This window comes from Alteromonas sp. RW2A1 (assembly GCF_001886475.1).
GTDB classification, from domain to species: Bacteria; Pseudomonadota; Gammaproteobacteria; order Enterobacterales; family Alteromonadaceae; genus Alteromonas; species Alteromonas hispanica.
The window spans coordinates 1,153,555-1,178,431 of the sequence record NZ_CP018031.1; the positions used below are offsets into that span (position 1 = coordinate 1,153,555).

General features: G+C 43.8%; 26 protein-coding genes and 3 tRNA genes. 13 read left to right on the top strand and 16 right to left on the bottom strand.

Annotated features, from left to right (window positions below; all coding sequences use genetic code 11):
- The first annotated feature begins 161 nt into the window (after window positions 1–161).
- The 12 genes from ccoN to BM528_RS05240 all read left to right on the top strand — a co-directional run bounded on the left by ccoN (window position 162) and on the right by BM528_RS05240 (window position 11,423).
- Complete coding sequence (gene ccoN, locus BM528_RS05185; RefSeq protein ID WP_071978970.1) at window positions 162–1,595, top strand: cytochrome-c oxidase, cbb3-type subunit I; 1,434 nt, start codon at window positions 162–164, stop codon at window positions 1,593–1,595.
- Window positions 1,596–1,610: 15 nt separating this feature from the next.
- Window positions 1,611–2,216 carry a cytochrome-c oxidase, cbb3-type subunit II gene (gene ccoO, locus BM528_RS05190; protein WP_071978971.1) on the top strand — a complete coding sequence of 202 codons (606 nt, stop codon included), beginning with the start codon at window positions 1,611–1,613 and terminating at the stop codon, window positions 2,214–2,216.
- A 1-nt stretch (window position 2,217) separates the two neighbouring features.
- Window positions 2,218–2,379: a cbb3-type cytochrome oxidase subunit 3 gene (locus BM528_RS05195; protein WP_071978972.1), complete on the top strand. Its 162-nt coding sequence runs from the start codon at window positions 2,218–2,220 to the stop codon at window positions 2,377–2,379.
- Window positions 2,380–2,395: 16 nt separating this feature from the next.
- Entirely contained in the window at window positions 2,396–3,349 is a 954-nt protein-coding gene (gene ccoP / locus BM528_RS05200; RefSeq protein ID WP_071978973.1) for a cytochrome-c oxidase, cbb3-type subunit III, read from the top strand.
- A 466-nt stretch (window positions 3,350–3,815) separates the two neighbouring features.
- The gene (locus tag BM528_RS05205) at window positions 3,816–4,295 is read left to right on the top strand and encodes a FixH family protein (protein WP_071978974.1); all 480 of its coding nucleotides are present in this window, start codon (window positions 3,816–3,818) and stop codon (window positions 4,293–4,295) included.
- Window positions 4,295–6,673, top strand: coding sequence for a heavy metal translocating P-type ATPase (locus tag BM528_RS05210; RefSeq protein WP_071978975.1), 2,379 nt, complete (start codon window positions 4,295–4,297; stop codon window positions 6,671–6,673). Before BM528_RS05205 ends, BM528_RS05210 begins: the two co-directional genes overlap by 1 nt.
- Before the next feature lies 1 nt (window position 6,674).
- Window positions 6,675–6,890: a cbb3-type cytochrome oxidase assembly protein CcoS gene (ccoS, locus tag BM528_RS05215; RefSeq protein ID WP_071978976.1), complete on the top strand. Its 216-nt coding sequence runs from the start codon at window positions 6,675–6,677 to the stop codon at window positions 6,888–6,890.
- Window positions 6,877–7,536, top strand: a complete 660-nt coding sequence (locus BM528_RS05220) for a sulfite exporter TauE/SafE family protein (protein WP_071978977.1) — start codon at window positions 6,877–6,879, stop codon at window positions 7,534–7,536. Before ccoS ends, BM528_RS05220 begins: the two co-directional genes overlap by 14 nt.
- 47 nt (window positions 7,537–7,583) lie before the next feature.
- Window positions 7,584–8,324 carry a fumarate/nitrate reduction transcriptional regulator Fnr gene (gene fnr, locus BM528_RS05225; protein ID WP_071978978.1) on the top strand — a complete coding sequence of 247 codons (741 nt, stop codon included), beginning with the start codon at window positions 7,584–7,586 and terminating at the stop codon, window positions 8,322–8,324.
- Window positions 8,325–8,425: 101 nt separating this feature from the next.
- Window positions 8,426–9,349 carry a universal stress protein UspE gene (gene uspE / locus BM528_RS05230; RefSeq protein WP_071978979.1) on the top strand — a complete coding sequence of 308 codons (924 nt, stop codon included), beginning with the start codon at window positions 8,426–8,428 and terminating at the stop codon, window positions 9,347–9,349.
- 119 nt (window positions 9,350–9,468) lie between these two features.
- Entirely contained in the window at window positions 9,469–10,422 is a 954-nt protein-coding gene (ttcA, locus tag BM528_RS05235) for a tRNA 2-thiocytidine(32) synthetase TtcA (RefSeq protein WP_071978980.1), read from the top strand.
- A complete protein-coding gene (locus BM528_RS05240; protein WP_071978981.1) occupies window positions 10,422–11,423 on the top strand; it encodes a patatin-like phospholipase family protein in 1,002 nt (333 codons plus the stop codon). Before ttcA ends, BM528_RS05240 begins: the two co-directional genes overlap by 1 nt.
- On the opposite strand, the gene BM528_RS05245 is transcribed toward BM528_RS05240, so the two are convergent.
- The 8 genes from BM528_RS05245 to BM528_RS05280 all read right to left on the bottom strand — a co-directional run bounded on the left by BM528_RS05245 (window position 11,415) and on the right by BM528_RS05280 (window position 17,355).
- Window positions 11,415–12,050 (bottom strand): DUF2987 domain-containing protein, encoded by a 636-nt coding sequence (locus BM528_RS05245; RefSeq protein WP_071978982.1) that lies wholly within the window; start codon window positions 12,048–12,050, stop codon window positions 11,415–11,417. The two genes, BM528_RS05240 and BM528_RS05245, sit on opposite strands and share 9 nt — an antisense overlap.
- Entirely contained in the window at window positions 12,047–12,838 is a 792-nt protein-coding gene (locus BM528_RS05250) for a glucosaminidase domain-containing protein (RefSeq protein WP_071978983.1), read from the bottom strand. The genes BM528_RS05245 and BM528_RS05250 overlap by 4 nt, the downstream gene beginning before the upstream one ends.
- Window positions 12,831–13,562 (bottom strand): stress protein, encoded by a 732-nt coding sequence (locus BM528_RS05255; protein ID WP_071981167.1) that lies wholly within the window; start codon window positions 13,560–13,562, stop codon window positions 12,831–12,833. The genes BM528_RS05250 and BM528_RS05255 overlap by 8 nt, the downstream gene beginning before the upstream one ends.
- Window positions 13,563–13,648: 86 nt before the next feature.
- On the bottom strand, window positions 13,649–14,275 hold the full coding sequence (locus BM528_RS05260; RefSeq protein ID WP_071978984.1) for a LysE family translocator: 627 nt from the start codon (window positions 14,273–14,275) through the stop codon (window positions 13,649–13,651).
- Window positions 14,276–14,286: 11 nt separating this feature from the next.
- On the bottom strand, window positions 14,287–15,030 hold the full coding sequence (gene cobB / locus BM528_RS05265; RefSeq protein ID WP_269529779.1) for a Sir2 family NAD+-dependent deacetylase: 744 nt from the start codon (window positions 15,028–15,030) through the stop codon (window positions 14,287–14,289).
- A gap of 17 nt (window positions 15,031–15,047) precedes the next feature.
- On the bottom strand, window positions 15,048–15,875 hold the full coding sequence (locus BM528_RS05270) for a sulfurtransferase (RefSeq protein WP_071978986.1): 828 nt from the start codon (window positions 15,873–15,875) through the stop codon (window positions 15,048–15,050).
- Between the two features lie 105 nt (window positions 15,876–15,980).
- The gene (tpx, locus tag BM528_RS05275; protein WP_071978987.1) at window positions 15,981–16,478 is read right to left on the bottom strand and encodes a thiol peroxidase; all 498 of its coding nucleotides are present in this window, start codon (window positions 16,476–16,478) and stop codon (window positions 15,981–15,983) included.
- Between the two features lie 193 nt (window positions 16,479–16,671).
- Entirely contained in the window at window positions 16,672–17,355 is a 684-nt protein-coding gene (locus tag BM528_RS05280; RefSeq protein ID WP_071978988.1) for a tRNA-uridine aminocarboxypropyltransferase, read from the bottom strand.
- A gap of 188 nt (window positions 17,356–17,543) precedes the next feature.
- Between BM528_RS05280 and BM528_RS05285 the strand changes: the two genes are divergently transcribed.
- Entirely contained in the window at window positions 17,544–18,659 is a 1,116-nt protein-coding gene (locus BM528_RS05285) for an EAL domain-containing protein (protein WP_071978989.1), read from the top strand.
- A 62-nt stretch (window positions 18,660–18,721) separates the two neighbouring features.
- On the opposite strand, the gene BM528_RS05290 is transcribed toward BM528_RS05285, so the two are convergent.
- The 8 genes from BM528_RS05290 to BM528_RS05325 form a co-directional block, all read right to left on the bottom strand.
- Window positions 18,722–19,342, bottom strand: a complete 621-nt coding sequence (locus BM528_RS05290) for a class I SAM-dependent methyltransferase (protein WP_071978990.1) — start codon at window positions 19,340–19,342, stop codon at window positions 18,722–18,724.
- A gap of 448 nt (window positions 19,343–19,790) precedes the next feature.
- A tRNA-Leu gene (locus tag BM528_RS05295) sits at window positions 19,791–19,877 on the bottom strand.
- Between the two features lie 58 nt (window positions 19,878–19,935).
- Window positions 19,936–20,009 (bottom strand) — tRNA-Cys (locus BM528_RS05300).
- A gap of 65 nt (window positions 20,010–20,074) precedes the next feature.
- A tRNA-Gly gene (locus tag BM528_RS05305) sits at window positions 20,075–20,150 on the bottom strand.
- A 175-nt stretch (window positions 20,151–20,325) separates the two neighbouring features.
- Window positions 20,326–20,892 carry a CDP-diacylglycerol--glycerol-3-phosphate 3-phosphatidyltransferase gene (pgsA, locus tag BM528_RS05310; protein WP_071978991.1) on the bottom strand — a complete coding sequence of 189 codons (567 nt, stop codon included), beginning with the start codon at window positions 20,890–20,892 and terminating at the stop codon, window positions 20,326–20,328.
- A 112-nt stretch (window positions 20,893–21,004) separates the two neighbouring features.
- Window positions 21,005–22,822: an excinuclease ABC subunit UvrC gene (gene uvrC, locus BM528_RS05315; RefSeq protein ID WP_071978992.1), complete on the bottom strand. Its 1,818-nt coding sequence runs from the start codon at window positions 22,820–22,822 to the stop codon at window positions 21,005–21,007.
- Between the two features lie 18 nt (window positions 22,823–22,840).
- Window positions 22,841–23,485: a UvrY/SirA/GacA family response regulator transcription factor gene (uvrY, locus tag BM528_RS05320; RefSeq protein WP_071978993.1), complete on the bottom strand. Its 645-nt coding sequence runs from the start codon at window positions 23,483–23,485 to the stop codon at window positions 22,841–22,843.
- A gap of 145 nt (window positions 23,486–23,630) precedes the next feature.
- On the bottom strand, window positions 23,631–24,833 hold the full coding sequence (locus BM528_RS05325) for an aminotransferase class I/II-fold pyridoxal phosphate-dependent enzyme (RefSeq protein WP_083595209.1): 1,203 nt from the start codon (window positions 24,831–24,833) through the stop codon (window positions 23,631–23,633).
- Window positions 24,834–24,877 lie beyond the last annotated feature (44 nt).

A 24,877-nucleotide genomic window follows, 5' to 3' on the forward strand; every position in this document is an offset into this window, starting at 1 on the left:
TATCAAAAACCTTATTATCCGCGGACCAACTGGCTTGGAGACAATAATTATTACTCTTTCCGAGCTCGGTGTGAAGCGTTATTATTTGATGATACGCGTTTCAACCGCACTATTTTGGCAGTTGGAGACCATAGTTCATTTGAAGTGGAAGATTCATTAAAATGAGTGAGACAAGCCAAGCACAACCTGATTACAATTATAAAGTAGTTAGGCAATTTACCATCATGACTATAGTCTGGGGTATCATTGGTATGGGACTGGGGGTATTCATTGCCGCGCAATTATTTGCACCTATGCTCAACTTTGACACACCATGGCTAACTTTTTCGCGTTTGCGTCCTTTGCACACTAACGCTGTTATCTTTGCCTTTGGCGGCTGCGCATTATTTGCGACGTCGTACTACATCGTTCAACGTACCTGCCAAGTTAGGTTGTTCAGTGACAAGCTCGCTGCATTTACCTTCTGGGGCTGGCAAGCCGTTATCGTTTTGGCTGTTATTACCCTACCTATGGGTTTAAGCAGCTCTAAAGAATACGCGGAACTTGAATGGCCAATCGATATCCTGATTGCCCTTGTCTGGATTGCCTATATCATTAATTTCTTTGGTACGCTGGTTATTCGAAAAGTATCCCATATTTACGTAGCCAACTGGTTCCTAGGTGCGTTCATGCTTACTGTTGCAGTTCTGCACATTGGTAACAGCATGGTGATTCCAGTATCGTTCACCAAGTCTTACTCCCTATATGCAGGTGCTGTAGACGCTATGATGCAGTGGTGGTATGGCCACAACGCGGTTGGATTCTTCTTAACCGCAGGTTTCTTAGGCATGATGTACTACTTCGTTCCTAAGCAAGCTGGCCGTCCGGTTTACTCATACAGATTGTCAATCGTTCACTTTTGGGCACTGATTTCTCTTTATATTTGGGCTGGCCCTCACCACTTGCACTACACTGCTCTTCCAGATTGGACGCAGTCACTTGGTATGGTGATGTCTATCATTCTATTCGTGCCTTCTTGGGGCGGAATGATTAACGGTATAATGACGCTATCTGGCGCATGGCATAAACTACGTACCGACCCTGTACTGCGTTTCCTTATTGTTTCACTGTCTTTCTATGGTATGTCTACCTTCGAAGGCCCTATGATGGCAATAAAAACAGTAAATGCACTATCACACTACACAGACTGGACTATCGGACACGTTCACTCTGGTGCGTTAGGTTGGGTTGCTATGGTGTCAATCGGCTCTGTTTACCACTTAATTCCAGTGCTATTTAACCAGCCAGCAATGTACAGCACGCGTCTTGTTAATGTTCACTTCTGGTTCGCAACGATCGGTGTTGTACTTTACATCGTAGCAATGTGGATGTCGGGTGTACTTCAAGGTTTAATGTGGCGCGCAGTAAACGCTGACGGTACGCTGACATACAGCTTTGTTGAATCGCTAGAGGCGTCTAAGCCATTCTACGTGGTTCGTTTCATTGGTGGTTGTTTCGTTGTTGCGGGCATGCTCGTTATGGCTTACAACACATGGAAGACTGTTCGTGCCCCTAAAGGCAGTATCGCTATAGACCCAGCGACACAGCCGGCGTAACTGAGGAGACGAATAATGAAAAATCCACATGAGTTAATTGAAAAAAACGTTGGCCTTTTAACCGTATTGATCTTGGTTGCAATCAGCTTTGGTGCCATGGTTCAAATCACGCCGTTGATGTTTCAGCAGCAAACAATGGAACCGGTAAAGGGCTTACGTCCATATACAGCGCTTGAGCTAGAAGGCCGCGACATTTACATCCGTGAAGGCTGTGTAGGTTGTCACAGTCAAATGGTTCGCCCTTTCCGCGCAGAAACAGAGCGTTACGGTCACTACAGTGTTGCTGGTGAATCAGTATGGGAACACCCTTTCCTTTGGGGTTCAAAACGTACTGGCCCTGACCTTGCTCGCGTTGGTGGTCGTTACAGCGACGAGTGGCATCGTGTTCACCTGCTTAATCCTCGCAATGTTGTTCCAGAATCGAATATGCCAGGTTTTCCTTGGCTAGCGGAAAACACGCTTAACGGCGAGTTGACTGCAGAGAAAATGGAAGTGTTCCGCGGCTTTGGTGTTCCTTACACCGATGAAGATATCGCAGGAGCAAAAGCGGCAGTACAGGGTAAATCAGAAATGCAGGCCCTTATTGCTTATCTACAATCTCTTGGCACACATTTGAAATAATATGGACCAAGGAATTATAGGCAGCATTTTTACTATCATCGTCTTTGTTTGCTTCATTGGCATAGTTTGGTGGGCATTTAGTAGCAGCAACAAGCAAAAGTTTGATGAAGCCGCAAACCTACCGTTTGCAGACGAAGAAAAAGAAAAATCAAAAGAAGATTAGCAGGAGTCTTGAACTCATGAGTATGTTTTGGACAATTTGGATTTCAGTGATAACCATAGGGTCAATCATTGGTTGCTACTTCCTTCTGCGCTGGTGTCTTTCTAACCAGACAGGTGTACCAGAAGGAGAGTCAATGGGTCACGAATTTGATGGTATCGAGGAGTTGAATAATCAACTTCCTCGCTGGTGGACAATTATGTTCTACATCACCATCGTTTGGGGCTTTTTATATCTGGCACTTTATCCCGGTTTAGGTGCTTACGAAGGTTTATTAGGTTGGAAGAGCTCTCACCAAAATATTCAGTCTTTAGAAGAGTCTATGCAAGCGCGAATTGACGCAAAAGAGCAAGGCAGATTGGTTCAATACGACCGCGAGTTAGACTATGCGGCCGATAAATTTGACCCAATTTTCGAAGCTTATGCGCAAATTCCGGTTGAAGAGCTGGCGAATGATCCAGAGGCAAACAAAGTAGGTCAGCGTTTGTTCCTACAGAATTGCTCTCAGTGCCACGGTTCTGATGCTCGCGGTCAAAACGGCGGCTTCCCTAACCTTACCGACGACGATTGGTTGTATGGCGGTTCAGGTGACAAAATTGTTGAGACGCTGATAAACGGTCGACGCGCTGCAATGCCAGCATGGCTGGATGCTATGGGCGAAGACGGCATAGACGAAGTGGTTAACTACGTACTAAGTCTGAGCGGACGTGATGTAGATCCACAGCTTGCGAAAGCAGGTAAAGCCCGCTTTGCTGCATGTGCTGCATGCCACGGTATGGATGGTAAGGGTAATCAAATGCTTGGCGCTCCTAACCTTACAGACAACATCTGGCTATACGGCGGCAGTCACAGAGCAGTGACAGAAACGCTTACTTATGGTCGTAATGGCGTAATGCCAGCGTTTAAGAAAACTCTAGGTGAAGACAAAATTCATGTCGTTGCAGCCTATGTTTACAGCCTTTCAAATGATTAATATATGAATCGCTAAATATCGCAAAAAGCCCCGTTACTGCGGGGCTTTTTTTGTTTGCCCAGCGAAGCTGGCAAACCCGTCAGGTTGAAAGAAACCTGAATCACCCTGACTGAGGGGAAGATAATCCGAATGGCAAGGGCTAGCAAGTGATATGAAGTATGCAGGAGCCGTATACGAGGCCCGTACGTACGGTTCTGTGAGAGGGATGAGGCGCAAGCCTCACCCTACTCGATATGAGAAAATACGACAGCGTGAATGTTAAAGGAATTGATGCTTAAGGATTTGATGGAAAAGGAATTTACGTTCACATCTAGATTAACGTCATACCCATAGATATTTTTGTGTTTTTATAGCGCGGCAGTAGTTGAGTACAACTGACGCCCTAAAAATAGCAAAGCAGAAAAAAGTAAAACAAAAGAGTGTCTATGCGTATGCAGTTAGCAAATAACATCGAGATTATCTATTAATGAATACACCTTGGTATAAACAATTTTGGCCCTGGTTTCTTATTGCTGTACCTGTGATAACAGCGGTTATGGGCGGCGTACTTTTAAATCTTGCGATTTCAACCGAAGACAGTTTAGTGGTTGATGACTATTACAAAGAAGGTAAAGCTATTAATGCTCGTCTGGATAAGGAAGATGTTGCTCGCAGACTTAATATGACGTCAGATCTCACTATCAACGATGGCAGTATTGCGCTGGAATTCCATTCTGGTATTCCAGCAGAGGGCAATGCCTTAAAACTTAATTTCTACCACGTCACGCTAGAAGAAAAAGACGTAAGTACCCTACTCAGCCGCGACGCCAACGGTATTTATCGCGGTTACATAGAAGAGAACTTAGATGGAAAATGGAAGGTATCTCTAACACCTGTAGATGAAAGCTGGAAAATAGAGAACACACTGATACTTCCTAATACCGACGTTATAAAGTTTAATCCTTAATGAAAGAGACCAACTGTTATCACTGCGGTTTACCCAATGATGACGACAAATGTTATGAAACTGTTGTACTGGGTGCAACCAGGCAAATGTGTTGCCCTGGTTGTCAAGCCGTTGCTGAAGCCATTGTTAACAACGGCCTAGAAGATTATTACCAGTTTAGAACAGAGCCCGCGCAAAAATCGGATGATAGCATTCTCGACACTCTCGATAGACTAAAAGTGTACGACGACCCAACCCTTCAAGACGAGTTTGTTTACGATGAGGGGCAGCACAAGCAAATTCAATTAACTCTCGAGGGTATTACTTGTGCTGCGTGTGGTTGGTTGATTGAAAAGCAACTCGCTAAAGTGAACGGCATACAGCAGGTTGCTGTTAATGTTCAAGAGCGCAGAGCATTAGTCACTTGGTCAGAATCAAAAATTAAGTTAAGCCAAATTCTCTCCACTCTGAAGCGAATTGGATACTCCGGTTCTCCCTTCCACCCCGACGAGCATGAAGCCAGTTACAAACGTGAAGAAAAGGTATTTATTAAAAAGCTTGGTTTAGCCGGCATCATGACCATGCAGGTAATGATGCTAATGACGGGCCTTTACTTCGACTGGTTTGGCGCTATTGAATTAGAAACTCGTCAATATTTTTACTGGGTAGCCTTAACGCTAACCACACCCGTGGTGCTGTATTCGGGGAGTACTTTTTATGTGGGTGCAGCAAAAGCCTTAAGCGCCAGAACCGTGAATATGGACGTGCCAGTCACAATAGCCATCTTCGGCACCTACATTGCGGGCATTCGCTCTACACTGCTCGAACAAGGAGAAGTGTATTTTGAGTCTATCTGTATGTTTATATTTCTGTTGCTTCTAAGTCGATTTTTAGAGCACAGAAGTCGGCATCGTGCCGCACAGATATCTGCAAATATGATGCAATATATTCCAGTATCAGCAACTAAATTGCTGCCCGACGGAAGCATGAGTGAATGCTTGGCAAAGCAGCTTAAACCCAATGATGTGGTGGTAATAAAACCGGGCGCTACCATTCCTGTTGACGGGCTAGTTGAAGAAGGTAGTGCGTCTGTCGACGAATCTATGCTAACAGGAGAATTTGATCCTGTCGTAAAACATGCCAAAAGTACCGTTTACGGCGGCACAATTTGCCGTGACGGGACGCTAACGGTAACGGTTACACATACACTCAAAAATGCCTTGGTAAATCAAATAATGCGCCTTCAGGCCAGCGCCATGGCAAGTAAACCAAAAGCTGCGCAACTGGCCGATGAGTTTTCGAGATACTTTGTCAGTGCAGTCTTGTTAATCGCATTATTAACCTATAGCTACTGGACCTATAACGGCAATGCTGATGCTTTTTGGATCACCATTTCTGTATTAGTAGCCACTTGTCCTTGTGCTCTAGGCCTTGCTACGCCTTCTGCATTAACCTGCGCAATGGCAAAACTCAACAAACAAGGCATTCTGTTAAAAAGGGCTGACGCCCTAGAGCAAATTACCACGATAAATACCGTTGCTCTTGATAAAACCGGTACTCTCACGCAAGGAAAGTTTAGCATCAAGCAAGACTGGTACGCAGACACGGTCGACAGCACCAAAGCGTGGGAAATTTCGGTTGCTCTAGAATCACGTTCTGAGCACCCTATTGCCAATGCCTTCTCTGGCGATGTATTACACAGGGTAAGCCAATTTTCAGTCACTCCGGGCGGCGGAATTAGTGGCGAAATAAACGGCGCTAATTTTACAATGGGTTCGGCGGCATTTTGTGAGATAAGTCCCGAGTCGTTGCCGATATCAGCCAATGTATATTTAGCCACAGACGGCAAATTAGTAGCGGCGTTTCAAGTAAGCGATAGTCTACGAAAAGACGCCAAAACCACATTAGATGCACTTGCCGTTCATAATGACTTGGTCGTGTTAAGTGGCGATACACAACAAAACGTAAACGAACTAACCGCTTCCCTACCCGTTTCGATGGCAATGGGTGGACTTACTCCTGAGCAGAAATTTGAAGAGGTACGGCTGCTTCAGTCACGCAATAAGAAAGTGATGATGATGGGAGATGGTATTAATGACGCTCCGGTTCTTGCCAGCGCCGATGTAGCTATTGCGGTAGGCAATGCAACGGATGTAGCTAAAACTGCCGCAGATGTTATTCTTCTTGGCGACCAGCTTCTTTCCGTCCCACTGTTAATTGAAACTGCCCACAAGGCAAAAACGAAAATTCGTCAAAATATCGGATGGTCTGTGCTGTATAACCTGATCATTCTACCGTTTGCGGTTTCAGGGCTTTTGTCGCCGTGGATGGCCGTTGTTGGCATGTCATTAAGCAGTATTATTGTCGTTACCAATTCAACCCGATTATTGAGCAAATAGCATGAGCATTATTTATGTACTTATTCCTATCGCTATTATTATTGTCGCCCTTGCCGTGGTAATCTTTTTTTGGGCGGTAAAATCGAATCAGTTTGAAGATCTAGATCGACAGGGCTACAGTATTTTGTTCGACGATGACCTCTCACCTGAGGAAAAGAAACTCGCAGAACAGCGCAAGCGAATTCAGCAAGAAAACGAAAAAAATGGATCAGATTAGCTATCTTTCTGCATTCCTTATTGGACTAGCTGGCGGGGTTCACTGCGTTGGTATGTGCGGGGGCATAGTATCTGCCTTGCGCATGGTAACTCCGAAAGATAAGCCTGCACTTCCTTTCACCCTTGCTTACAACAGTGGCCGTATTGCAAGCTATACACTTGCTGGTGCGATTACCGGCGCTCTTGGTAAAATAGCCACCGATTTTGTACCACTAGCGAATTACGTCCTTTCTTTGCTAAGCGGTGTGATGCTTTTCCTACTTGCTTGCTATTTAGGGAAGTGGTGGACTGGATTAACAGCGCTTGAAAGTGCAGGAAAGCATCTATTTAAATATGTTCAGCCCATTTCAAAACGCTTTCTCCCGTTTAAAACGCCCTTAAGCGCAATACCTTATGGCTTTCTTTGGGGGTGGTTACCCTGTGGGCTTGTATATTCCACTTTAACTTGGTCTCTTGCTGCAGGCTCTGCGATACAAGGCGCTGGAATTATGTTCTTTTTTGGTTTGGGCACATTGCCAACATTACTTGCTGTGGGCGCTGGCAGCCAGTATATTGTGAGAGGCTTTAGACACATTATTGTGCGTCAAGGTATTGCATCGGCCATGGCCTTGTATGCAGCTTATCTTATTTATAGCGCATTATCTTAAATGGTGTTGTAACATATACCCATGTTCATCCTAAGAGAATAGAAATTATGAGCAAAGGAAGCGGATTCTCTATCCACTGTCAAAACTGCAGCTTTAGTCATTTATGTTTGCCAGTGGCTTTGAATAAGACAGAAATCGAATCGTTAGACGATATCATTGAGCGTAAAAAACCTCTGCATAAAGGCGACACGCTAATAAACAATGGCGATACCTTTACTTCATTGTTTGCAGTAAGAACGGGCTCGTTTAAATCATTTGTTACCAATTCAGACGGCGAAGAGCAAATTACTGGCTTCCATTTTCCTGGTGACATCGTCGGTTTCGACGCACTGCGCGAAAGTAGGCATCAAAGTTATACTCAGGCGTTAGAAACCGCCATGGTTTGCGAATTACCCTACGAAACACTAGATGAGATGGCAGTTCAGTTTCCTAAATTACGCCATCAGATTATGAGCTTTATGAGTGCTGAGATAAAACAAGATCACGACATGATCATGATGCTCAATAAACGAACAGCCGAGGAGCGCTTGCTCTATTTCATCTCTCATCTTTCTCAGCGTTTTGAAGAGCGTGGTTTTTCACTCCGAGAGTTTCATCTTACAATGACCCGTAATGAAATTGGTAATTACCTGGGTCTTACCATTGAAACCATTAGTCGTTTGTTAAGCCGTTTTCAAAAAGAAAAGCTGATAAAAGTAGATGGGAAACTGATTACTATCCTCGACTTCGATGCTATTGATGGCAAGGTAACTGCGCTAAAAGGCCCCAGTATTGTTTGCAACGGTTAACAGCTTAACCGTTGCAACTGTTAAAATATTGATCTAAAACAACCCACACTTTCGCTATTGTCTATTACACTTAATGTATTGCTTCATAAGAAGGAGACATTATGATTGAGTGTAATCACATTTTGGCAATTGTTGATTCAGAGCGAGATAATCAGCCCGCATTAAGTCGAGCTCTTGAACTTGCCTCAAAAACCGGCGCCACCGTGACTGCCATGATGGTAGTTTATGACCTCTCTTATGATATGACGACCATGCTTAGTCCCGACGAGCGTGATACTATGCGAGACGCAGTTACAAAGGATCAATCGAAGTGGCTTGGGGAACAATTAAAGGAACAAGGCTTTTCCAACATTGATATTGTTGTTGAGTGGAATAACAGAGCCCACGAAGCCATCATTTACTACGCACTCAATAACCAAATAGACTTAGTGGTTAAAGCAACGAAAGACCACGACGACATCGCCTCAGTGTTGTTTACGCCAACCGACTGGCATCTAATGAGAAAGTGTCCTCGCCCTGTTCTCCTTGTAAAAGAGCACGACTGGCCGGAAGATGGCGAAATAATAGCTGCAGTGAATGTAGGCAGTGAAGATGAGGAACATGCTGCACTCAACGACAAAATAACCGTGATCGCGAACGAGTATGCAAGGCTGTTAAAAGGCCACGTTAACTTAGTGAATAGTTACCCTTCCACACCGTTGAATATTGCCATTGAGGTGCCAGAGTTCGATTCTGACAAATATCACAGCGCAGTTAAAAATCATCATCATGATGAAATGGACAAACACGCGGCGAAACATGGGGTTGCTCCTGACAAATGTATCGTAAAAGAAGGTTTACCTGAACGCGTTATCCCTCAAGTTGCCAAGGACATAGATGCCGAACTGGTGATCATAGGCACGGTAGGACGGGTTGGTATATCTGCCGCGCTAATAGGCAACACCGCAGAGCACGTTATTGATGCTCTTAACTGTGATGTATTAGCAATTAAACCTAACGGGTTTGTATCGCCTTATACGATCTAGCAACGCTGAGACATTTGTTTCGCCCTCAATCGGTTGAAGAAATTCTGGACACAACCGTAGTTAACAAAAGCCGCTTTATTGTATAATGGCGGCTTTTACACGAACCAAGTTAGTTAATTATGAGTTTAGGCACTAACGGCGCTAATACGTCGTCTTCTGCTGCGCAGGAAAGTAAGCAAAAGCACAGTTTCAATAAGCTACAAAAGCGTCTTCGCCGTAATGTGGGTAAAGCGATAGCCGACTTTGGCATGATTGAAGAAAACGACAAGGTAATGGTGTGTTTGTCCGGTGGCAAGGACAGCTATACCATGCTCGATATACTCATGTTCTTAAAACGTGTTGCGCCTATCCACTTTGACATTATCGCGGTAAATTTAGACCAAAAGCAGCCTGGCTTTCCTGAACATATCTTGCCTAATTACTTGGACAGCGTAAATGTAGATTACAAAATAGTGGAAGAAGACACCTATTCCATTGTTAAAGATAAAATCCCAGAGGGAAAAACCACGTGTTCGCTTTGCTCAAGATTGCGCAGAGGTATTCTATATCGCACGGCAAAAGAACTTGGTGCAACAAAAATAGCCCTTGGCCATCACCGCGATGACATGCTGGAAACTTTCTTTCTCAACATGTTCCATGGTGGGAAGTTAAAATCAATGCCGCCAAAACTAGTGAGCGACAATGGCGAACACATTGTTATACGCCCACTAGCCTACTGCACTGAAAACGATATTAAGGCGTATTCAGAAGCCTCCGACTTTCCCATTATTCCCTGTAACTTATGTGGTTCGCAAGAAAATCTACAGCGACAGCATATCAAGGGCATGTTGCAAGATTGGAACGCACGCTTTCCTGGCCGCATTGAGTCTATGTTCAGTGCACTTCAAAATGTCGCTCCCTCGCACTTAGTTGACAGTAACTTATATGACTTTAAGTCTATTACTACTCAGGAAGGGCCCGTAAAAGACGGTGATATTGGTTTCGACCAGCCTACATTTAATGTGCCTGATAACGCTCAAATGCCAGACTCTTCTGAAGTTATCGACATAGTAAACATTATGGAACCACGTTAATGAAAATTGGAATTGCATTAGGAGCTGGTGCAGCAAGAGGCTGGACCCATATTGGAATTATACAAGCTCTTGAAAAGCTGGGTGTTAAGATTGACATTGTGGCGGGCTGTTCTATTGGTGCATATGTTGGAGCAGCCTACTCTAGCGGCAAACTAGAAGGCTTAAAAGAATGGGCCTGCTCGCTCAGCGATTGGCAGGTGCTTGCACTAATGGGCGTTGGTTTGCGTCGAGGCGGCCTTGCAAGCGGCCAAAAAGTCTTCGACAAATTGGCCAGTGAATTTTGTGCAGACAGCTATGAGGCAATGAACAAGCCTTTCGCTTCTGTCGCTACCGATTTATATACTGGGCGTGAGGTGGTATTCGACTCTGGCCCGGTTGGTAATTCTATTCAGGCCTCTTGTGCTATCCCTGCACTTTTCTCTCCGGTTGCTTACGAAGACCGCTGGCTTGTTGATGGGGCTGTCGTTAACCCGGTGCCTGTGAATTTATGTCGACAGTTGGGAGCAGATTTTGTAATCGCAGTAAACCTCAACGCCGACTTTAGACCTCTTCGCTTAGAAAAACTTCGCAAGGATCACGAAGATAACCAGCAAAAAACCGAAGACTTTTTCACCAAAAGCCAGAACGTTCTCAAGCAGTGGTTTACCCCTGATAGTAAATCGGAAGATGAGTCACAGAACGATGGTCATTCACAAGAAAATAGCGATTCACTGGGCGCTGAGGTTATTGAAAAAGTAGAAGAAGAATTTACCGAAGTACCAGCAAAGGTGAATAAGAAAAATCCGCCGGGTATAATGAGCGTAATGAGCAGCTCATTGGAGATACTGCAGGCTCGTGTAACGCGCTCCCGTCTCGCCGGAGACCCACCTGACATTCTTATAGAGCCTCAACTCACCGATGTGGGTATTATGGAGTTTCACCGCGCAGAAGAGCTTTGCCAGAAGGGTGAAGAAACCATCACCCGACTCGCAGAACAAATTCGCTACCAGCTATTAACTTGAGGCCATAGCAGTAATACGAAGAGGGGCTTGAGGTAATGACAACCCCCTCGCCTCACTGATCCACTCTTGTTCAAGGTGCAAAACGCCATTATTAATGGTGACACCTTGAGGTGTAGTGTGGTCTAGATTCTCATCCCTAAATTGAATCATCAGCCCTTTTACCGTTGGCATCATAAAAGATAGAAAACTTCCCATTTCGTTGAAAAACGCTTCATATTGCGAATAAATAAACTCAAGTTCCTCTTGGGTGTAGCGGGTTTTGAGATATTCAGGTTTGGTTTCCAATTGAACGGACATGTCGCACACGTTAGCGGCTTCATCAAGGGAAATTCGCACAAGCGCGTCGGCAAGTTTAAGTGCTCTTTCAGTAGGTACGGTAAATCGCCCCTCGTCGCTGACATCTAATGACATCGTTTTTTTATCTGTGACAATTTCAGCACTACTTACGCCACATAAGCGCCCTTCGCCGACGCGAAGAAAACCAAACGCAAACTGCAAAGCTTGGGTGTCTTCGTTATCTAATTTTTTAACATGGCTATAAAACCGGCTATATTCAACGTCAATGGTTTCCGCCGTTGAATCAACCGTCATAAGCCCTAAAAGCAACACCAAAGCTACCCGTATCATTCGCTTAAAAACTCCTCGTTGTACTTGATCATATTTTGTAATTCTTCCACGTATGCCGCTCCTCTCTCAGAGTATTTCATCAGACCCTCTGCAAGCGCTACGCCACTAATGGCAATTTGATTTGCGCGCAAGCGACTGCGGATTTCGCGTAAATCTTTATAAGCATCATGCCTGTTCAAATTACGCATATAGGTATAAGTCGCCTGAGATAAATTTTCGAACTTAGCCACTTCGTGAGATGCGTCATCATTTCGTCTGTTAGGCACAAAACCACAGCCTTTTGTGAAGCACCATAACCCAAAAAAGTTATACCCCTTGCGGGCGAACCTGCTAGTTCCCCAAGCTGATTCATTTGCAGCTTGAACAAGTACCAGTTCCACAGGCAAGACATCAATTTTCTGTAGTAAATTAAGCAGCCTTGTTTTAAGGGGCAGCTCTGCATCAACTCTATATTCTTTTTCTAGCCATGCCAGTCGAGAAATATCCTCTTCGCTAAACGACTCATCCGCCAGCGCCTTGCGATATAAAGTTTGAACATAATGACGCAGCGTAAGCAGATACGCATTTTGTTTTTCTACCTCTGGCCTTAGATAGTCGAAAAACGCAGCCTTCTTTTCTGCTATTTGGTTGTATTTAGAAAAGTCTGGTACCGGCTTATTAGCCTTAACGGTTTGCGGCACGTCCAGAATATCTGGCGTACCCTCTTTGAAAATTATCGCGTTGATCACTATGACCGCCAAAACACCCAGTGTTATGAGGACAATCTTAAAGGTTTCGCGTTTATGCATTAAAATTCGACTCTTTAACGTCGCTTCCTGATGTTATTACGTTTGCCCCCTGCTCGCCTACCAGCTCCTCATAAATAAGGCCCATAGTACTGAAATAAAATGGCAAGACCCAAATAAGCGACAGGCCGAAAGTAAGTGGCACTGTGGCAAACAAAAGAAAAAAGACACCAAATATCCCCAGCATCTGTTTCCAGTATGCGTTGAATACGCGACAAGAGAGAATAATGGCACTAATTGGCGTTAGTTTTCTGTCTGCAACCAGCATGAGAGAAAATGACGAAGCTAAGTAAAAGTAAACGCCAGGAAGAATAAGCAACACTACACCTAGCTGTACCAAAATACTGTTTATCAACTGTGTTAGCGCTACAAGGAATAAAAGAGGAAAATAAGCGAACACCGAAAATACGGTAGTACTTTCGCCCCTCGCGTGCTTAACACCGGCCATATATAAGCCAGTTATCAGCGGTGAAACCAAACAAATTGCTACAATTTCAATAATTGATTGGTGTTCTATCACATAGCTGCCGTCGCCATTAACGGTTATAAAACGCTGAGCAATGACACCCATCACAACAAACGTGAGAAACATAACAATACTGCTTTGAAGCAAAGGAGAAAAGTTGGCTTTCGTTAACTCAGAAGCTTTTTTCAGCAGTGCTTTCACATCAAAATTATACTGCTTTGCTAATGTCGTGTTTAAGCGATCAGAATTTACGTCTTTCACATCATTCCTATAGTACATACGTGAGAACCGCGCAGAGTATAACAATTCGCGCACATGAATGCTTGTTCGCATACTATTATTCGTTTTTAACCCGCTACCAGCTTAACCGCTAGTCCAACGAGCAAAACCCCCATGGCACGATCTAACCAATAGCCTTTCTTACCAATAAATTCTGCCACTTTTCCCGTACTCAACATGAACGACAAAAAGGAAAACCACAAACCGGTAGCAACAGCCAAGTAAACGCCATAGGCTAACCGCACTTCAAAAGGGGTTTCAATGCTGATGATAGCGGTAAACAATGACAAAAAGAACAAGGTTGCTTTAGGGTTTAGACCATTGGTTAAAAAGCCCATCCAAAGGGCTTTTTTAGCCGAAATCATAGCTTTTGGCTGGTCTTGATCTGAGGTGACTGCGTCATTATTTGGTTTGCTACGCAGTGCACCAAAGGCAAGATACAGTAAATAGGCCGCGGCCAAATAGCTGAAGGTTTTAAATAGCCATGGCGTGGTTGCTATCACTACGCTTAAGCCCACCAGAGAATACGCCACGTGCAACAAAATAGCAGCACCAATGCCTACACTGGTGTAAAGCGCAATACGTCTGCCGTAAGCGACACTGTTTCTCACTACAATAGCGAAGTCTGGCCCCGGGCTTGCAACTGCGACAAGATGAACAAGCGCAATAGTTAAAAATTCGTTGAGGTAAGGCATTTGGCTAGTCTTTAAAATCCATATTGTTCAAGTAGTTCATCTACCCACATAGGTACAATTTCTGAAGCTTTACCCGTTAGTGATTCGTCAAAAAGCGCATTAGAACTCCCAGGCTCGAGATTTGCCTCTATGGTATGAGCACCACTACTCTTTGCTAATTGAACAAACCCGGCGGCCGGGTAAACATTCCCTGAGGTGCCAATAGCAATAAAGATATCAGCATTGGAAAGATGTGCATAAATATCGTCCATGTACATAGGCATTTCACCAAACCAAACGATATCGGGCCTGAGGTTATTGGTGTTGCAACAAGGACATGGCGTTGTATGATCAAATGGCGCTTCCCAATCAAACGTTTTTAGAGAAAACCCACATCTTGCCGAAAGCAATTCACCATGCATATGTAAAACACGCTCGCTGCCCCCTCGCTCGTGCAAATTATCTACATTCTGTGTTACCAACACCATTTTGTCTTGCCACCGCTGCTCTAGCTTCGCAAGTGCATGATGTGCTGAATTAGGCTTTACCTTATCCTCTTGCAGCTGAGCTCTACGCGCATTATAAAATCGGTAAACTAAATCGGGATTACGTTTGAAAGCCTCAGGCGTGGCGACTTCCTCAACGCTGTGGTTTTCCCAAAGACCATCGTTATCTCGAAATGTTTTTAATCCAGATTCCGCCGATATACCTGCTCCGGTAAGCACAACAATATTGGGAAGTGTTTTGTTCAAGGGCATGTTTTGCTCGTTTTGTATTAGAATTTTTGCGAGTGCTAGCCAATGGCTACGGGATAACTCTCGTTAGCGCCCCACTCTGACCACGAACCGTCGTAAACAGATACGTCTTTCGCTCCGCACAGTAAAGCCGCAAAAGCGACCACACAGGCAGTGATGCCTGAACCGCAAGTACATATAATGGGTAGTGACAAATCTATTTTCGACTGGTCAAAAATGCGTTTAAGGGAATCAATCGGAAGGTAGTGTCCGTCGCTGAGCAAGTCGCCATAGGGAATATTAAAAGCGCCAGGCATATGGCCAGATCTTACACCAACACGAGGTTCAGACACCTCACCTCGAAATCGAGGTTTATTTCGTGCGTCTAAAAGCTGCACATTGGAATCAAGCGCGCTAACAACACTATCGGCATTAACAAACCAACCCTCACTAGGTGATGCTTGATACGTTAACTTGCCATAAAACTGTTGCTCAGAAACCGGCAAACCTGCGCTTTGCCATGCTGGCTGCCCACCATCGAGTAAAAATACAGATTTGTGACCAATAGCTTTGAGCATCCACCATACTCGGGGTGCGCTAAAAATCCCTCTGGTGTCGTAAACAACTACTGTTGTGTTTGCAGTTATTCCTGTTTTCCCTAAATACAATGCCAAATTCTGTGCAGATGGCATGGTATGAGGAAGACCTTTGGAGTGGTCGCTGCCCTCACCGTCGAGATCAATATCTACAGATGCGGGCAACACCATCGCATTACGCTTATCGGGTGTTTGCGTGAGCGGATCGTCCATTAAAGCGCGTAAAAGAGTGACCGGAAGCTCCTGCATTTTACTCGCAAGCTCTCCAACCTGTAGCAACGCTGAAGACATAAATTTCTCCTAAAATTCACTCAATATTGCAACTGCCTTACCTCTAATTATTTAATAAGACAGTTGCAAATAACGTTAATAAGGGCGATGCCAACGCAGATATTTTTAGTTTAATGCAGAAATCGCGGCATCATAGTTTGGTTCTTCTGTGGTTTCAGCCACTTGCTCGGTATAAGTTACTTTACCTTCTGTATCAATAACTACAACACAGCGAGACATAAGCCCTGTTAATGGCGCAGACTCGAAGGCCACTCCATAGTCTTCACCGAACGATGAGCGGAATGTCGATCCAGTGATGACATTTTCAATGCCTTCAGCACCGCAGAATCGACCCGCTGCAAATGGAAGATCCGCAGAAACACAAATAACAACCGTATTATCAAGCGTAGCAGCATGTTCATTAAATTTGCGAACCGATGCGGCACAGGTTCCTGTGTCGACTGATGGAAAAATATTTAGTACTACTCGCTTACCTGATAATTCTGCTAGCGTTACTTCACCTAAATCGGCTTTTACAAGGGTGAATGCGGGCGCATTTTCACCAACGCTTGGTAACTCGCCTACTGTTTTTACTTCGTTACCCTGAAAAGTGACTGTCGACATAATTAATCTCTCCGTTTAGCTCGTTGATAAAGGGTGTAAGACACACCGTTTTGATACTAATCGTTTACGCAATTTGCGCTGTAAACGCTCAATACTGTATTGCAGATAATTTTACTGTTGGTTACAGGTTACATAAATAGCTACCTTACCTGCAAATTTCGCTTTCTTACCTGTGCTTTTTTATTTTGTTGCGCTATTTTACTTGAGATGTAGCAAACGCCAGCTTATCTCGTAAATGAGGCTTGCCTTTTACATACTCACGCCGAAAAATACTAAAATACTGGGCTAACGTTTCTGCCCCCTCTTTTTCTCCAGCCAGTTCAAGCACGCTTATGCCCACTTCTGCCGTACAATGCTGGAAAGTATGACTTGCCTCTCGTAATAAGTAGTCAGAGGTTTCATTCACATTTACCCCTAAAACCGGCAAATTGGCGAGATAAGCACTTTTGCTGAACATTTTTTTTGCTTCACGCCATGTACCGTCTAGAAAAATGAATAATAGTTTCTTGTTATCAATCTGGGGTGGTTGATTAATACAGTTATCAGCATGCGCGTATTCATGAGGAAACACCACAATAGGCAAATAGCTTGAGTTATTCAGCAGTTCGAGTAATTGAGCTTGAGGCTCTGTGCGATGCCACAAAAAGGCATAATTCTCTTTAACCACATCCGCAATGAGCCTACCCGTATTGGTTGGCTTATAATACTCTCCTTTGTACATGAGAAATACGGTGGCGACGTTAGTGCTTTGCGCAGGCTTGTGGCAGCAAATGCAGTTTTGCTTTGGTAACAGACATTCGTCACAGCGTTTTACTTTACTTCCCCTAGCGTGAAAAGGACGCTCAGATTTAAGCAGTTCTTCAGCTCGCAAAGACATGACTGAATTCAACGGTTTACCCTACTGAAAAAGATGAAAATAGTGTGCATAAGCGCGAAAGATAGCATATTTGTATCGCAGCATCTTTAGAAGTTGATTTAAAACCTTAAAAGAAATTAATTACAAAAAAAACTAAATAGTACTGAAAACTGTAATAACAAGTGAATACCATGTTTTAGGAAGTATTAATGTATTGTGCCGATTGTGAATCAATAGACGACTATTTTTTTGATACCACTCATTTTTGGATTTTTGTTCCCACCCTGGAAACCTTTTCTAAAGTTGCTGGGCTTTGCGGTTCTATGGACATCAACGCGACTCAACAGTCCGATCACTGTATATCTTGTGTAGTTGAACGCCCGGCTATTCAGAAGTTTATTATGTCAATGAATGGTGCGCTTGAGTCAAAAGAAAAAGAAAATACTAAGGTAACAACGGCATGCCACGATGGCGCCCCCTCAATTGACGATATGGGGCGTATAGTGACATTAGAAATTTTGGTTAATCGTTATCAAGCAAAATGGTTAATCGACAGTATTGAAAAAGAACGTTACGAAACTTGGTTTCAGCCTATTATTAACGCGCGAGATGAAAGCGTTTTTGCTCACGAAGGATTGTTTAGGGTGCGCGACAGCGATGATTCTATCGTACCGCCAGCGTTAGCCTTTAAATTAGCAGAAAAATCTGACCTGCTGTTCTCTCTCGACCTAGTAGCAAGACGTTCGGCCGTTGAATGCGCAGCGCGGGGTAAGCTTAATTCCAAGCTGTTTATTAACTTTAACCCGTCAAGCATATACGACCCGTCTTACTGCCTAAGAGCTACTGCTGCAGCAATTAATGAAATAGGTCTTTCACCCTCTGATATTGTGTTTGAAGTAACCGAAACTCACAGAGCCGACGACCTTAACCATTTAAAGGGGATACTGGCGTTCTATCGCAATGCGGGCTTCCAAATTGCACTAGATGATATTGGCTCCGGTTGGTCAGGATTAAACTTACTTCAAAGTTTACGCCCCGACTTTGTAAAAATAGATATGGAGTTAGTTAGGGGTGTACATAATGATGCTTATAAACAAAATATCGTGAATAGTCTCATTCAAATAGCAAATCGCAGCGGTATAGAGGTAATTGCGGAAGGTGTGGAAACAGAGGATGAAGCAAGCTGGTTAAAAAATGCGAAAGCCGATTATCTCCAAGGCTATCTCTATGGACGGCCTGCCCCGCTGTCAACACAGACCTTATCGGCTGAAGAAGCGCAGCAAATTGATCAAAAAATGAATCCACTGAAAGCTGCCGCGAAATAAACGTTTAAAATTGAGGCGTTAAAATAGGTCCGGCGAAAAGACCAATACTATTTTCATTACGGTTACGCTTGCGCTTTACTAGCAATGACATAAACGTGATCTTCTGGGTATTGGTCTTTCTCCAAATGCTGAATGTGTAGCCCGTTTTCGATAAGAAGCTGAATATTTTTGTTCGTACCAATGGAGCTGTAATAAAAGGTGTTACCCTGCATTGTGCCGGTTTGTTCCCCCTCTTCACCGCCAAAGGTGTAAAGCAAAACTCCACCTTCCTTCAAACAATTACAAAGCTTTGTGAGCACTGGCTTTTGCATGCTCAGCGGAAGATGAAATAAGCTATCCCAAGCATAAATATAATCATACTCGTTGTCTGGTTGCCAAGCGCCAATATCCTTATGCAGAAAATGGTGGCTAGGATGGTTGTCTTTTGCCAACTTGATCATCTTTTCAGACACATCAATGCCTGTAAGCAAAAAGCCGCTACGCTCTAATATTGAAATAAATCTGTCGCTGCTGCCGCAACCAACATCAAGCGCTAATGGTGCAGTTTGCTTTCCTTTTCTCTCTGCTGACACAAAGCTAAGCGCATGCTCAAATGGCTTAACACCATATGAAGATGTTTTATGATAATCATGCCACCACGAGGCAATTTTATCGTACTGCCTTCCTGTAATATGAGGTTCCATAATAAGTTTTACCTCTTATGCGAACGCGCAATTACCCTAATTCAATGAAAGAGTACGCAATATCTACGCAGACGCAAACTTAAAAAGAAGAAGCCCAAATCCACCGAAAAAAACAACCCAAAATATCGTCATCAACACCAGCGTTTTGGATTGAAACAGAGATTATAGAAAAGCATACTCAGTTAAAAAGCCTGTAGCTGAAAGCACATCGTTTTTATCCGCTTCCTTGTTACTCATTTGCATAGATTCATCCATTCGTTTAATTGCGACATACTTTTACTTTATCAGTAAAAATGATGTGCGCAAGAACCGAGGCTATGTCGCTGCAAAAATATTGAATAGTGATATGGTCTATAATAGGAGTAGTACAAGAAGATGATATGGGAAGAAAACTAGTATTCTTTGTATGATTGGTTTTATGAGAATTTATAATGCTAGAAAAAATAAATGGTGCCCGGGGCCGGACTTGAACCGGCACGCTGTTACCAGCGAGGGATTTTAAATCCCTTGTGTCTACCAATTTCACCACCCGGGCATTGGGTTGCTTTTCAGCGAGGTGTCAGGCGTAGAACCTGATGTGGCGTTGCAGATTATGGAGGCGGAACCCGGAGTCGAACCGAGATCCACGGATTTGCAATCCGCTGCATAGCCATTCTGCCATTCCGCCTTAGTAATCTGACTGTAATAAACTGTGATTAGTATTAATCTGTCTATTACTTATGCCAGCGATTTTGGAGCGGGAAACGAGATTCGAACTCGCGACCCCGACCTTGGCAAGGTCGTGCTCTACCAACTGAGCTATTCCCGCACTCTTAAATCGTACACTTCGTTTGGGTTATGTCCTCTCGAAATGTGGGATGCATTCTACCTACCCAATCAAAACTGTCAATACGAAAAAACGTTTAAATTGAGATAAATGCGTGTTTTTATGATCGTTTGCTATTTTTTTATTCACTTTGGTTAAAGCGCGATCAATTTTGTTTTTACGCACCGCCTTTCAAGTGTGGCCAGGCCGCTTTTGTATAAACAAGCATTGACCAAATTGACAGCACCGCGGCGATATAAAGTAAAATATAGCCTAGGGTTACCCAGTAAATTGGAAAGCCCATGAAGGTTTCTAAGCCTGAAAGTAAGCCAATAAGGGCTAACATTTGAGCTGTAGTTTTCGCTTTACCAATAAATGATACTTTCACGGCATCGCGCACACCGTTTGAGCCCATCCATTCACGCAGTGCAGATACGTAAATTTCACGAACTAATAATGCCACGGCTGGAAGTGTTACCCACAAAGTTGCATAGCTATGAGTAATCATGAGAAGTGCCGTAGCTACGATAAGCTTATCTGCTACAGGGTCGAGAAAGGCACCAAACGGCGTCGATTGCTGTAACTTTCTTGCTAAATACCCATCAAACCAATCGGTAATGGCCGCAAGCCAAAATACAAATGCGCCCGCCTCGTGAGCCCAACGCCAATCTAGAAAATAAACAACCACGAAAACAGGAATTAAAATTACTCTGAACAAAGTAATGCAGTTTGGAACATTCCACATAAAAGATATATCTCAGTTTTGCCCTAGGGGCATTTTTAGCGCTAGCCTTTTACGGCTTTAATTTGTCTACACCTTACCTTAATTTAATCATTATTGCTTGCCAGTCACTATGTTATTGGTGCAAGTGGTCGTAAATTGTATCGGCTAGATCTTGGCTAATGCCGGGTACGCTGGCAATTTCACCCTTACTGGCTTTTTTCAGGCCATGTAAGCCACCCATAAACTTTAACAGCGTTTGGCGACGCTTAGCGCCAACACCTGGAATAGATTCGAGGCTTGAGGTATTTTTTACCTTTTGCCGTCTGTTCCTGTGGCCGGTTATAGCAAAGCGGTGAGATTCATCCCGGATGTGTTGTACTAAATGCAATGCCGGAGAATGACTTTCCATTGGCAGCACGTCGTGACTGCCAGCAAGTATCAATGTTTCTAAGCCTGGCTTACGTGTGGTTCCTTTAGCAACCCCTAAAAGCATAGGCTTTTTATCATGAGGCCAGTCTTCGAAAAATGCCTCAGCTTGCGCTAGTTGCCCCTTGCCACCGTCAATTAACAGCAAATCAGGTATTTTCTGTACTTCTTTCACCGATTTATACCGGCGCTTTAACGCCTGTGCCATTGCAGCGTAATCGTCACCTGGCGTAATTCCCTCAATGTTGTATCGACGGTAATCACTCTTTAACGGCCCTTCTCTATTGAATACCACGCATGAGGCTACTGTTTGTTGTCCCGAGGTATGGCTGATATCAAAACATTCCATGCGCTGAATTGGGCTGTCTACTTCCATGGCCTCTTCTAAATCGAGGTAGCGAGCAAAAACCGACTTCTGTTGGCTGTACTGAGCATCAAGCGCAGACTCAGCATTTGTTTGTGCTAGTTCGAGGTACTGCCGCTTTTCTTCCCGAGCACCTTTAAAGAACGTTACTTTGTGATTGGCTTCGCTACTAAGCAGCTCTACTATAGCGGCTTCGTCACTTAAGGTGTGCGCCATAACAATTTGACGTGGAATAGTTTTATTTCCAGCCAAATAAAACTGTAAAAAGAACGACTCGAAAACTTCGCTCTCATTAGCAATGTTGGGCACTTTTGGGAAAAAAGCCTTGCTGCCTAAAAGTTGCCCTTCGCGAATAAACATAACCTGTATACACGCCATATTACCTTTAAACGCGAAGCCAAATACATCCATGTTGTCCTGTGTACCTGCAACCCATTGACGCTCTTGTACCTTGCGAAGGGCATTAATTTGATCTCGGTAGCGCGCAGCAGCTTCGAAATTGAGCGCTTCACTGGCCTTTTCCATGTTCTTCACCAAGCTACCAATAACCTGTTGATTTTTTCCTTTTAAAAACAAACGGGCAAAATTTACTTGTTCTTTATATTCTTCATCAGATACATACCCCTCGACACAAGGGGCACTGCATCGTTGCATTTGATATTGCAAGCAAGGGCGACTGCGAGCACGGTAGTAACTGTCTTCGCATTGACGTACTGGAAAAATACGCTGCATAGAGCGCAAGCTTTCTCTTACCGACCAGGCACTGGGATAAGGTCCAAAATACTCGCCCTTCTTTTTCTTCGGTCCGCGATGAAAAGATAGACGAGGATGTTCATGGTCAGATAAAAATATAAACGGATACGATTTGTCATCGCGCATAACCACGTTGTATCGCGGCTTATATTTTTTTATGAAGTTGTTTTCTAAAAGAAAAGCCTCTGTTTCACTGTTAACAACAGTGACATCCATATGCGCTATTTGACTGACAAGCGATCGTGTTTTCGCGTTATCCACGTTAGTGCGAAAATAACTAGAAACACGTTTTTTTAAGTTTTTCGCTTTTCCAACATAAATGACCTCCTCCTGCGCACTGTACATTCGGTACACGCCAGGTTGGGAGGTAAGATTTTTTAGAAACGCTGCTGAGTCGAATGCAGACATAATGTAAGAGGTTGTTACCTATAGCAGATTTGAATCGATAAGTTTGTGGCGCAGCGCTAAATGAGTTAGCTCTACGTCGGTTGCCACGCCTAGTTTATCAAACATTCTATATCGGTATGTGTTTACCGTTTTAGGGTTGATGCTAAGCTCGCTGGCTATCTCGGGCACGCGCTTGCCTTTAGTCAACCGCATGGCAATGCTGAGTTCTCGCGAAGACAAATCGTTAAAAGGATTGTCTGAACGTGGTGACAGCCTTCCAATAGCAATGCTGTTTGCCACGTCACTATCAACATATTTTTGACCTGCAGCCACTTTGTGAATAGCTCGAATGACTTCATCGGGTTCGGCGTCTTTAGTTAAAAAACCGTATGCCCCAGCTTCCATTACCTGCATAGGTATTGGGCTTTCGGTATGCATAGACAGACAGATCACCCGCGTATTCTCAGACATACGCACAATTTTTTTCGTTGCCTCTAAACCGCCAATGCCGGGCATATTTACATCCATTAATATAACATCGGGCGCGTTCTTTCTGCATAGTTGAACCGCATCTTCACCGCTCTTCGCTTCAGCGAGAATAGTAAAACCATCGACGTCTTCCAATATGCGTCGAATCCCTGTCCTTACCAATTCATGGTCGTCTACTAGGATTATTTTGATCACAAGATTGTCTCACTAACATCGCGTCTTACAAACGATTGTATAAATCGCTATACGCATAGATTTATTATTTTTTAATGGCTCTGTAGGCATAATACCACGAGATTCGCCAAGGTGAAGCATACTTCATTTTTTAGTTTAGGGCGTGTTAAACGAAAAATAGTCTATTTAAAGCTTCTATTATTTGCAAAGGGTGGCAAGCAAGGTTCAGTCGAATAAAGCCTGGCGCATTAAAAAGACTTCCATCGCTACCAATAACGCCGCGCTTTATACAGGTTTCAAAATCTGACGCCGGCTTAAACACAGTTGATTTGTCATTACTCCCAAACAAAAGACTTATATCTTTCGTCTGATCCTGTCTTAGCGTCTGCACGGTAGAATTTTTTTGTGCCGGCAAAGCATGATGTGCATCAGATAGGCATAACCATAAAAAGTAGCCCGCCTGCCCCATTGTGTAACTACACTTAATATGATGTTCTTTAAAATAAAAATGAACTAGCTTGCGGTTTAATGCAATCGCACTTCGCACTTCATCTAGCCATTGCTTTGAGTTGTTATAAGCAGCTTGCAATGCAATTTGCGACAGATTACTGGCATCTAGATGCCGTGATGTTATGGCGGCACGAAAAGCTTCTCGTCGCTCACTATCGTCAATGATGGCGTAGGAACCACCGGGGATAGCAGCGAGATTGAACGCTTTTGACGCGCTGTTAATATGAACAATGTTTTTTTGCAGGTGCCTGTCTACACCGGATCCAAACAGCGGGATCGCTCCTGGACTGTCTTCATCAACAAAACCGAATTCACTGTGCACCTCATCAGTAATAATGGTGATATTATTTTCGTGACAAAACTGTATGATTTCTGCTTGAAGCTCTGCTGAGAGTACGGTGCCAGTAGGATTGTTTGGATGACACAGTACAAACGCAGTGGCATTTTGAGATAGCACGCTAACGTCTACGATTGGGCTTTTATCTTTACCATGTCTATTAGCGTCGTTGTTTGTATCCGTTTTAAAATGAACGCTATGAACGTTCAAATTATTGTTGATAATGCAATCAACCAACGGCCCGTAAGTGGTATCAAAAATCATGACGTCATCGCCACTACGGCAAAATGTTTTCAACGCCACATCGACAGCGCTTATTACACTGGCCACACCAATAACGTTTTCAGATGGCACACCATGCCATGAACTAACACTTTTCTGCAGAGTATCTGTCTGATATCCGTAACGTTCATTTGCACATTGTGCTATGGCAGTAGCAATAGCACAATGCGGCTGGGTATCCATATCCGCAATCCACATCGATAGTGAATCTGCTGGCGCCTGGGGAAAACGTTCGGCCAAGACCGCATGCTTTAATCGGCTCTGCGCTGTGGTTTCTAACTCGG

What these genes read in the sequence shown, in the direction of transcription:
- ccoN (WP_071978970.1), top strand. Translation starts at nt 162, where the DNA reads ATGAGTGAGACAAGCCAAGCACAACCTGATTACAATTATAAAGTAGTT.
- ccoO (WP_071978971.1), top strand. Translation starts at nt 1,611, where the DNA reads ATGAAAAATCCACATGAGTTAATTGAAAAAAACGTTGGCCTTTTAACC.
- BM528_RS05195 (WP_071978972.1), top strand. Translation starts at nt 2,218, where the DNA reads ATGGACCAAGGAATTATAGGCAGCATTTTTACTATCATCGTCTTTGTT.
- ccoP (WP_071978973.1), top strand. Translation starts at nt 2,396, where the DNA reads ATGAGTATGTTTTGGACAATTTGGATTTCAGTGATAACCATAGGGTCA.
- BM528_RS05205 (WP_071978974.1), top strand. Translation starts at nt 3,816, where the DNA reads ATGAATACACCTTGGTATAAACAATTTTGGCCCTGGTTTCTTATTGCT.
- BM528_RS05210 (WP_071978975.1), top strand. Translation starts at nt 4,295, where the DNA reads ATGAAAGAGACCAACTGTTATCACTGCGGTTTACCCAATGATGACGAC.
- ccoS (WP_071978976.1), top strand. Translation starts at nt 6,675, where the DNA reads ATGAGCATTATTTATGTACTTATTCCTATCGCTATTATTATTGTCGCC.
- BM528_RS05220 (WP_071978977.1), top strand. Translation starts at nt 6,877, where the DNA reads ATGGATCAGATTAGCTATCTTTCTGCATTCCTTATTGGACTAGCTGGC.
- fnr (WP_071978978.1), top strand. Translation starts at nt 7,584, where the DNA reads ATGAGCAAAGGAAGCGGATTCTCTATCCACTGTCAAAACTGCAGCTTT.
- uspE (WP_071978979.1), top strand. Translation starts at nt 8,426, where the DNA reads ATGATTGAGTGTAATCACATTTTGGCAATTGTTGATTCAGAGCGAGAT.
- ttcA (WP_071978980.1), top strand. Translation starts at nt 9,469, where the DNA reads ATGAGTTTAGGCACTAACGGCGCTAATACGTCGTCTTCTGCTGCGCAG.
- BM528_RS05240 (WP_071978981.1), top strand. Translation starts at nt 10,422, where the DNA reads ATGAAAATTGGAATTGCATTAGGAGCTGGTGCAGCAAGAGGCTGGACC.
- BM528_RS05245 (WP_071978982.1), bottom strand. Translation starts at nt 12,050, where the DNA reads ATGATACGGGTAGCTTTGGTGTTGCTTTTAGGGCTTATGACGGTTGAT.
- BM528_RS05250 (WP_071978983.1), bottom strand. Translation starts at nt 12,838, where the DNA reads ATGCATAAACGCGAAACCTTTAAGATTGTCCTCATAACACTGGGTGTT.
- BM528_RS05260 (WP_071978984.1), bottom strand. Translation starts at nt 14,275, where the DNA reads ATGCCTTACCTCAACGAATTTTTAACTATTGCGCTTGTTCATCTTGTC.
- BM528_RS05270 (WP_071978986.1), bottom strand. Translation starts at nt 15,875, where the DNA reads ATGTCTTCAGCGTTGCTACAGGTTGGAGAGCTTGCGAGTAAAATGCAG.
- tpx (WP_071978987.1), bottom strand. Translation starts at nt 16,478, where the DNA reads ATGTCGACAGTCACTTTTCAGGGTAACGAAGTAAAAACAGTAGGCGAG.
- BM528_RS05280 (WP_071978988.1), bottom strand. Translation starts at nt 17,355, where the DNA reads ATGTCTTTGCGAGCTGAAGAACTGCTTAAATCTGAGCGTCCTTTTCAC.
- BM528_RS05285 (WP_071978989.1), top strand. Translation starts at nt 17,544, where the DNA reads ATGTATTGTGCCGATTGTGAATCAATAGACGACTATTTTTTTGATACC.
- BM528_RS05290 (WP_071978990.1), bottom strand. Translation starts at nt 19,342, where the DNA reads ATGGAACCTCATATTACAGGAAGGCAGTACGATAAAATTGCCTCGTGG.
- pgsA (WP_071978991.1), bottom strand. Translation starts at nt 20,892, where the DNA reads ATGTGGAATGTTCCAAACTGCATTACTTTGTTCAGAGTAATTTTAATT.
- uvrC (WP_071978992.1), bottom strand. Translation starts at nt 22,822, where the DNA reads ATGTCTGCATTCGACTCAGCAGCGTTTCTAAAAAATCTTACCTCCCAA.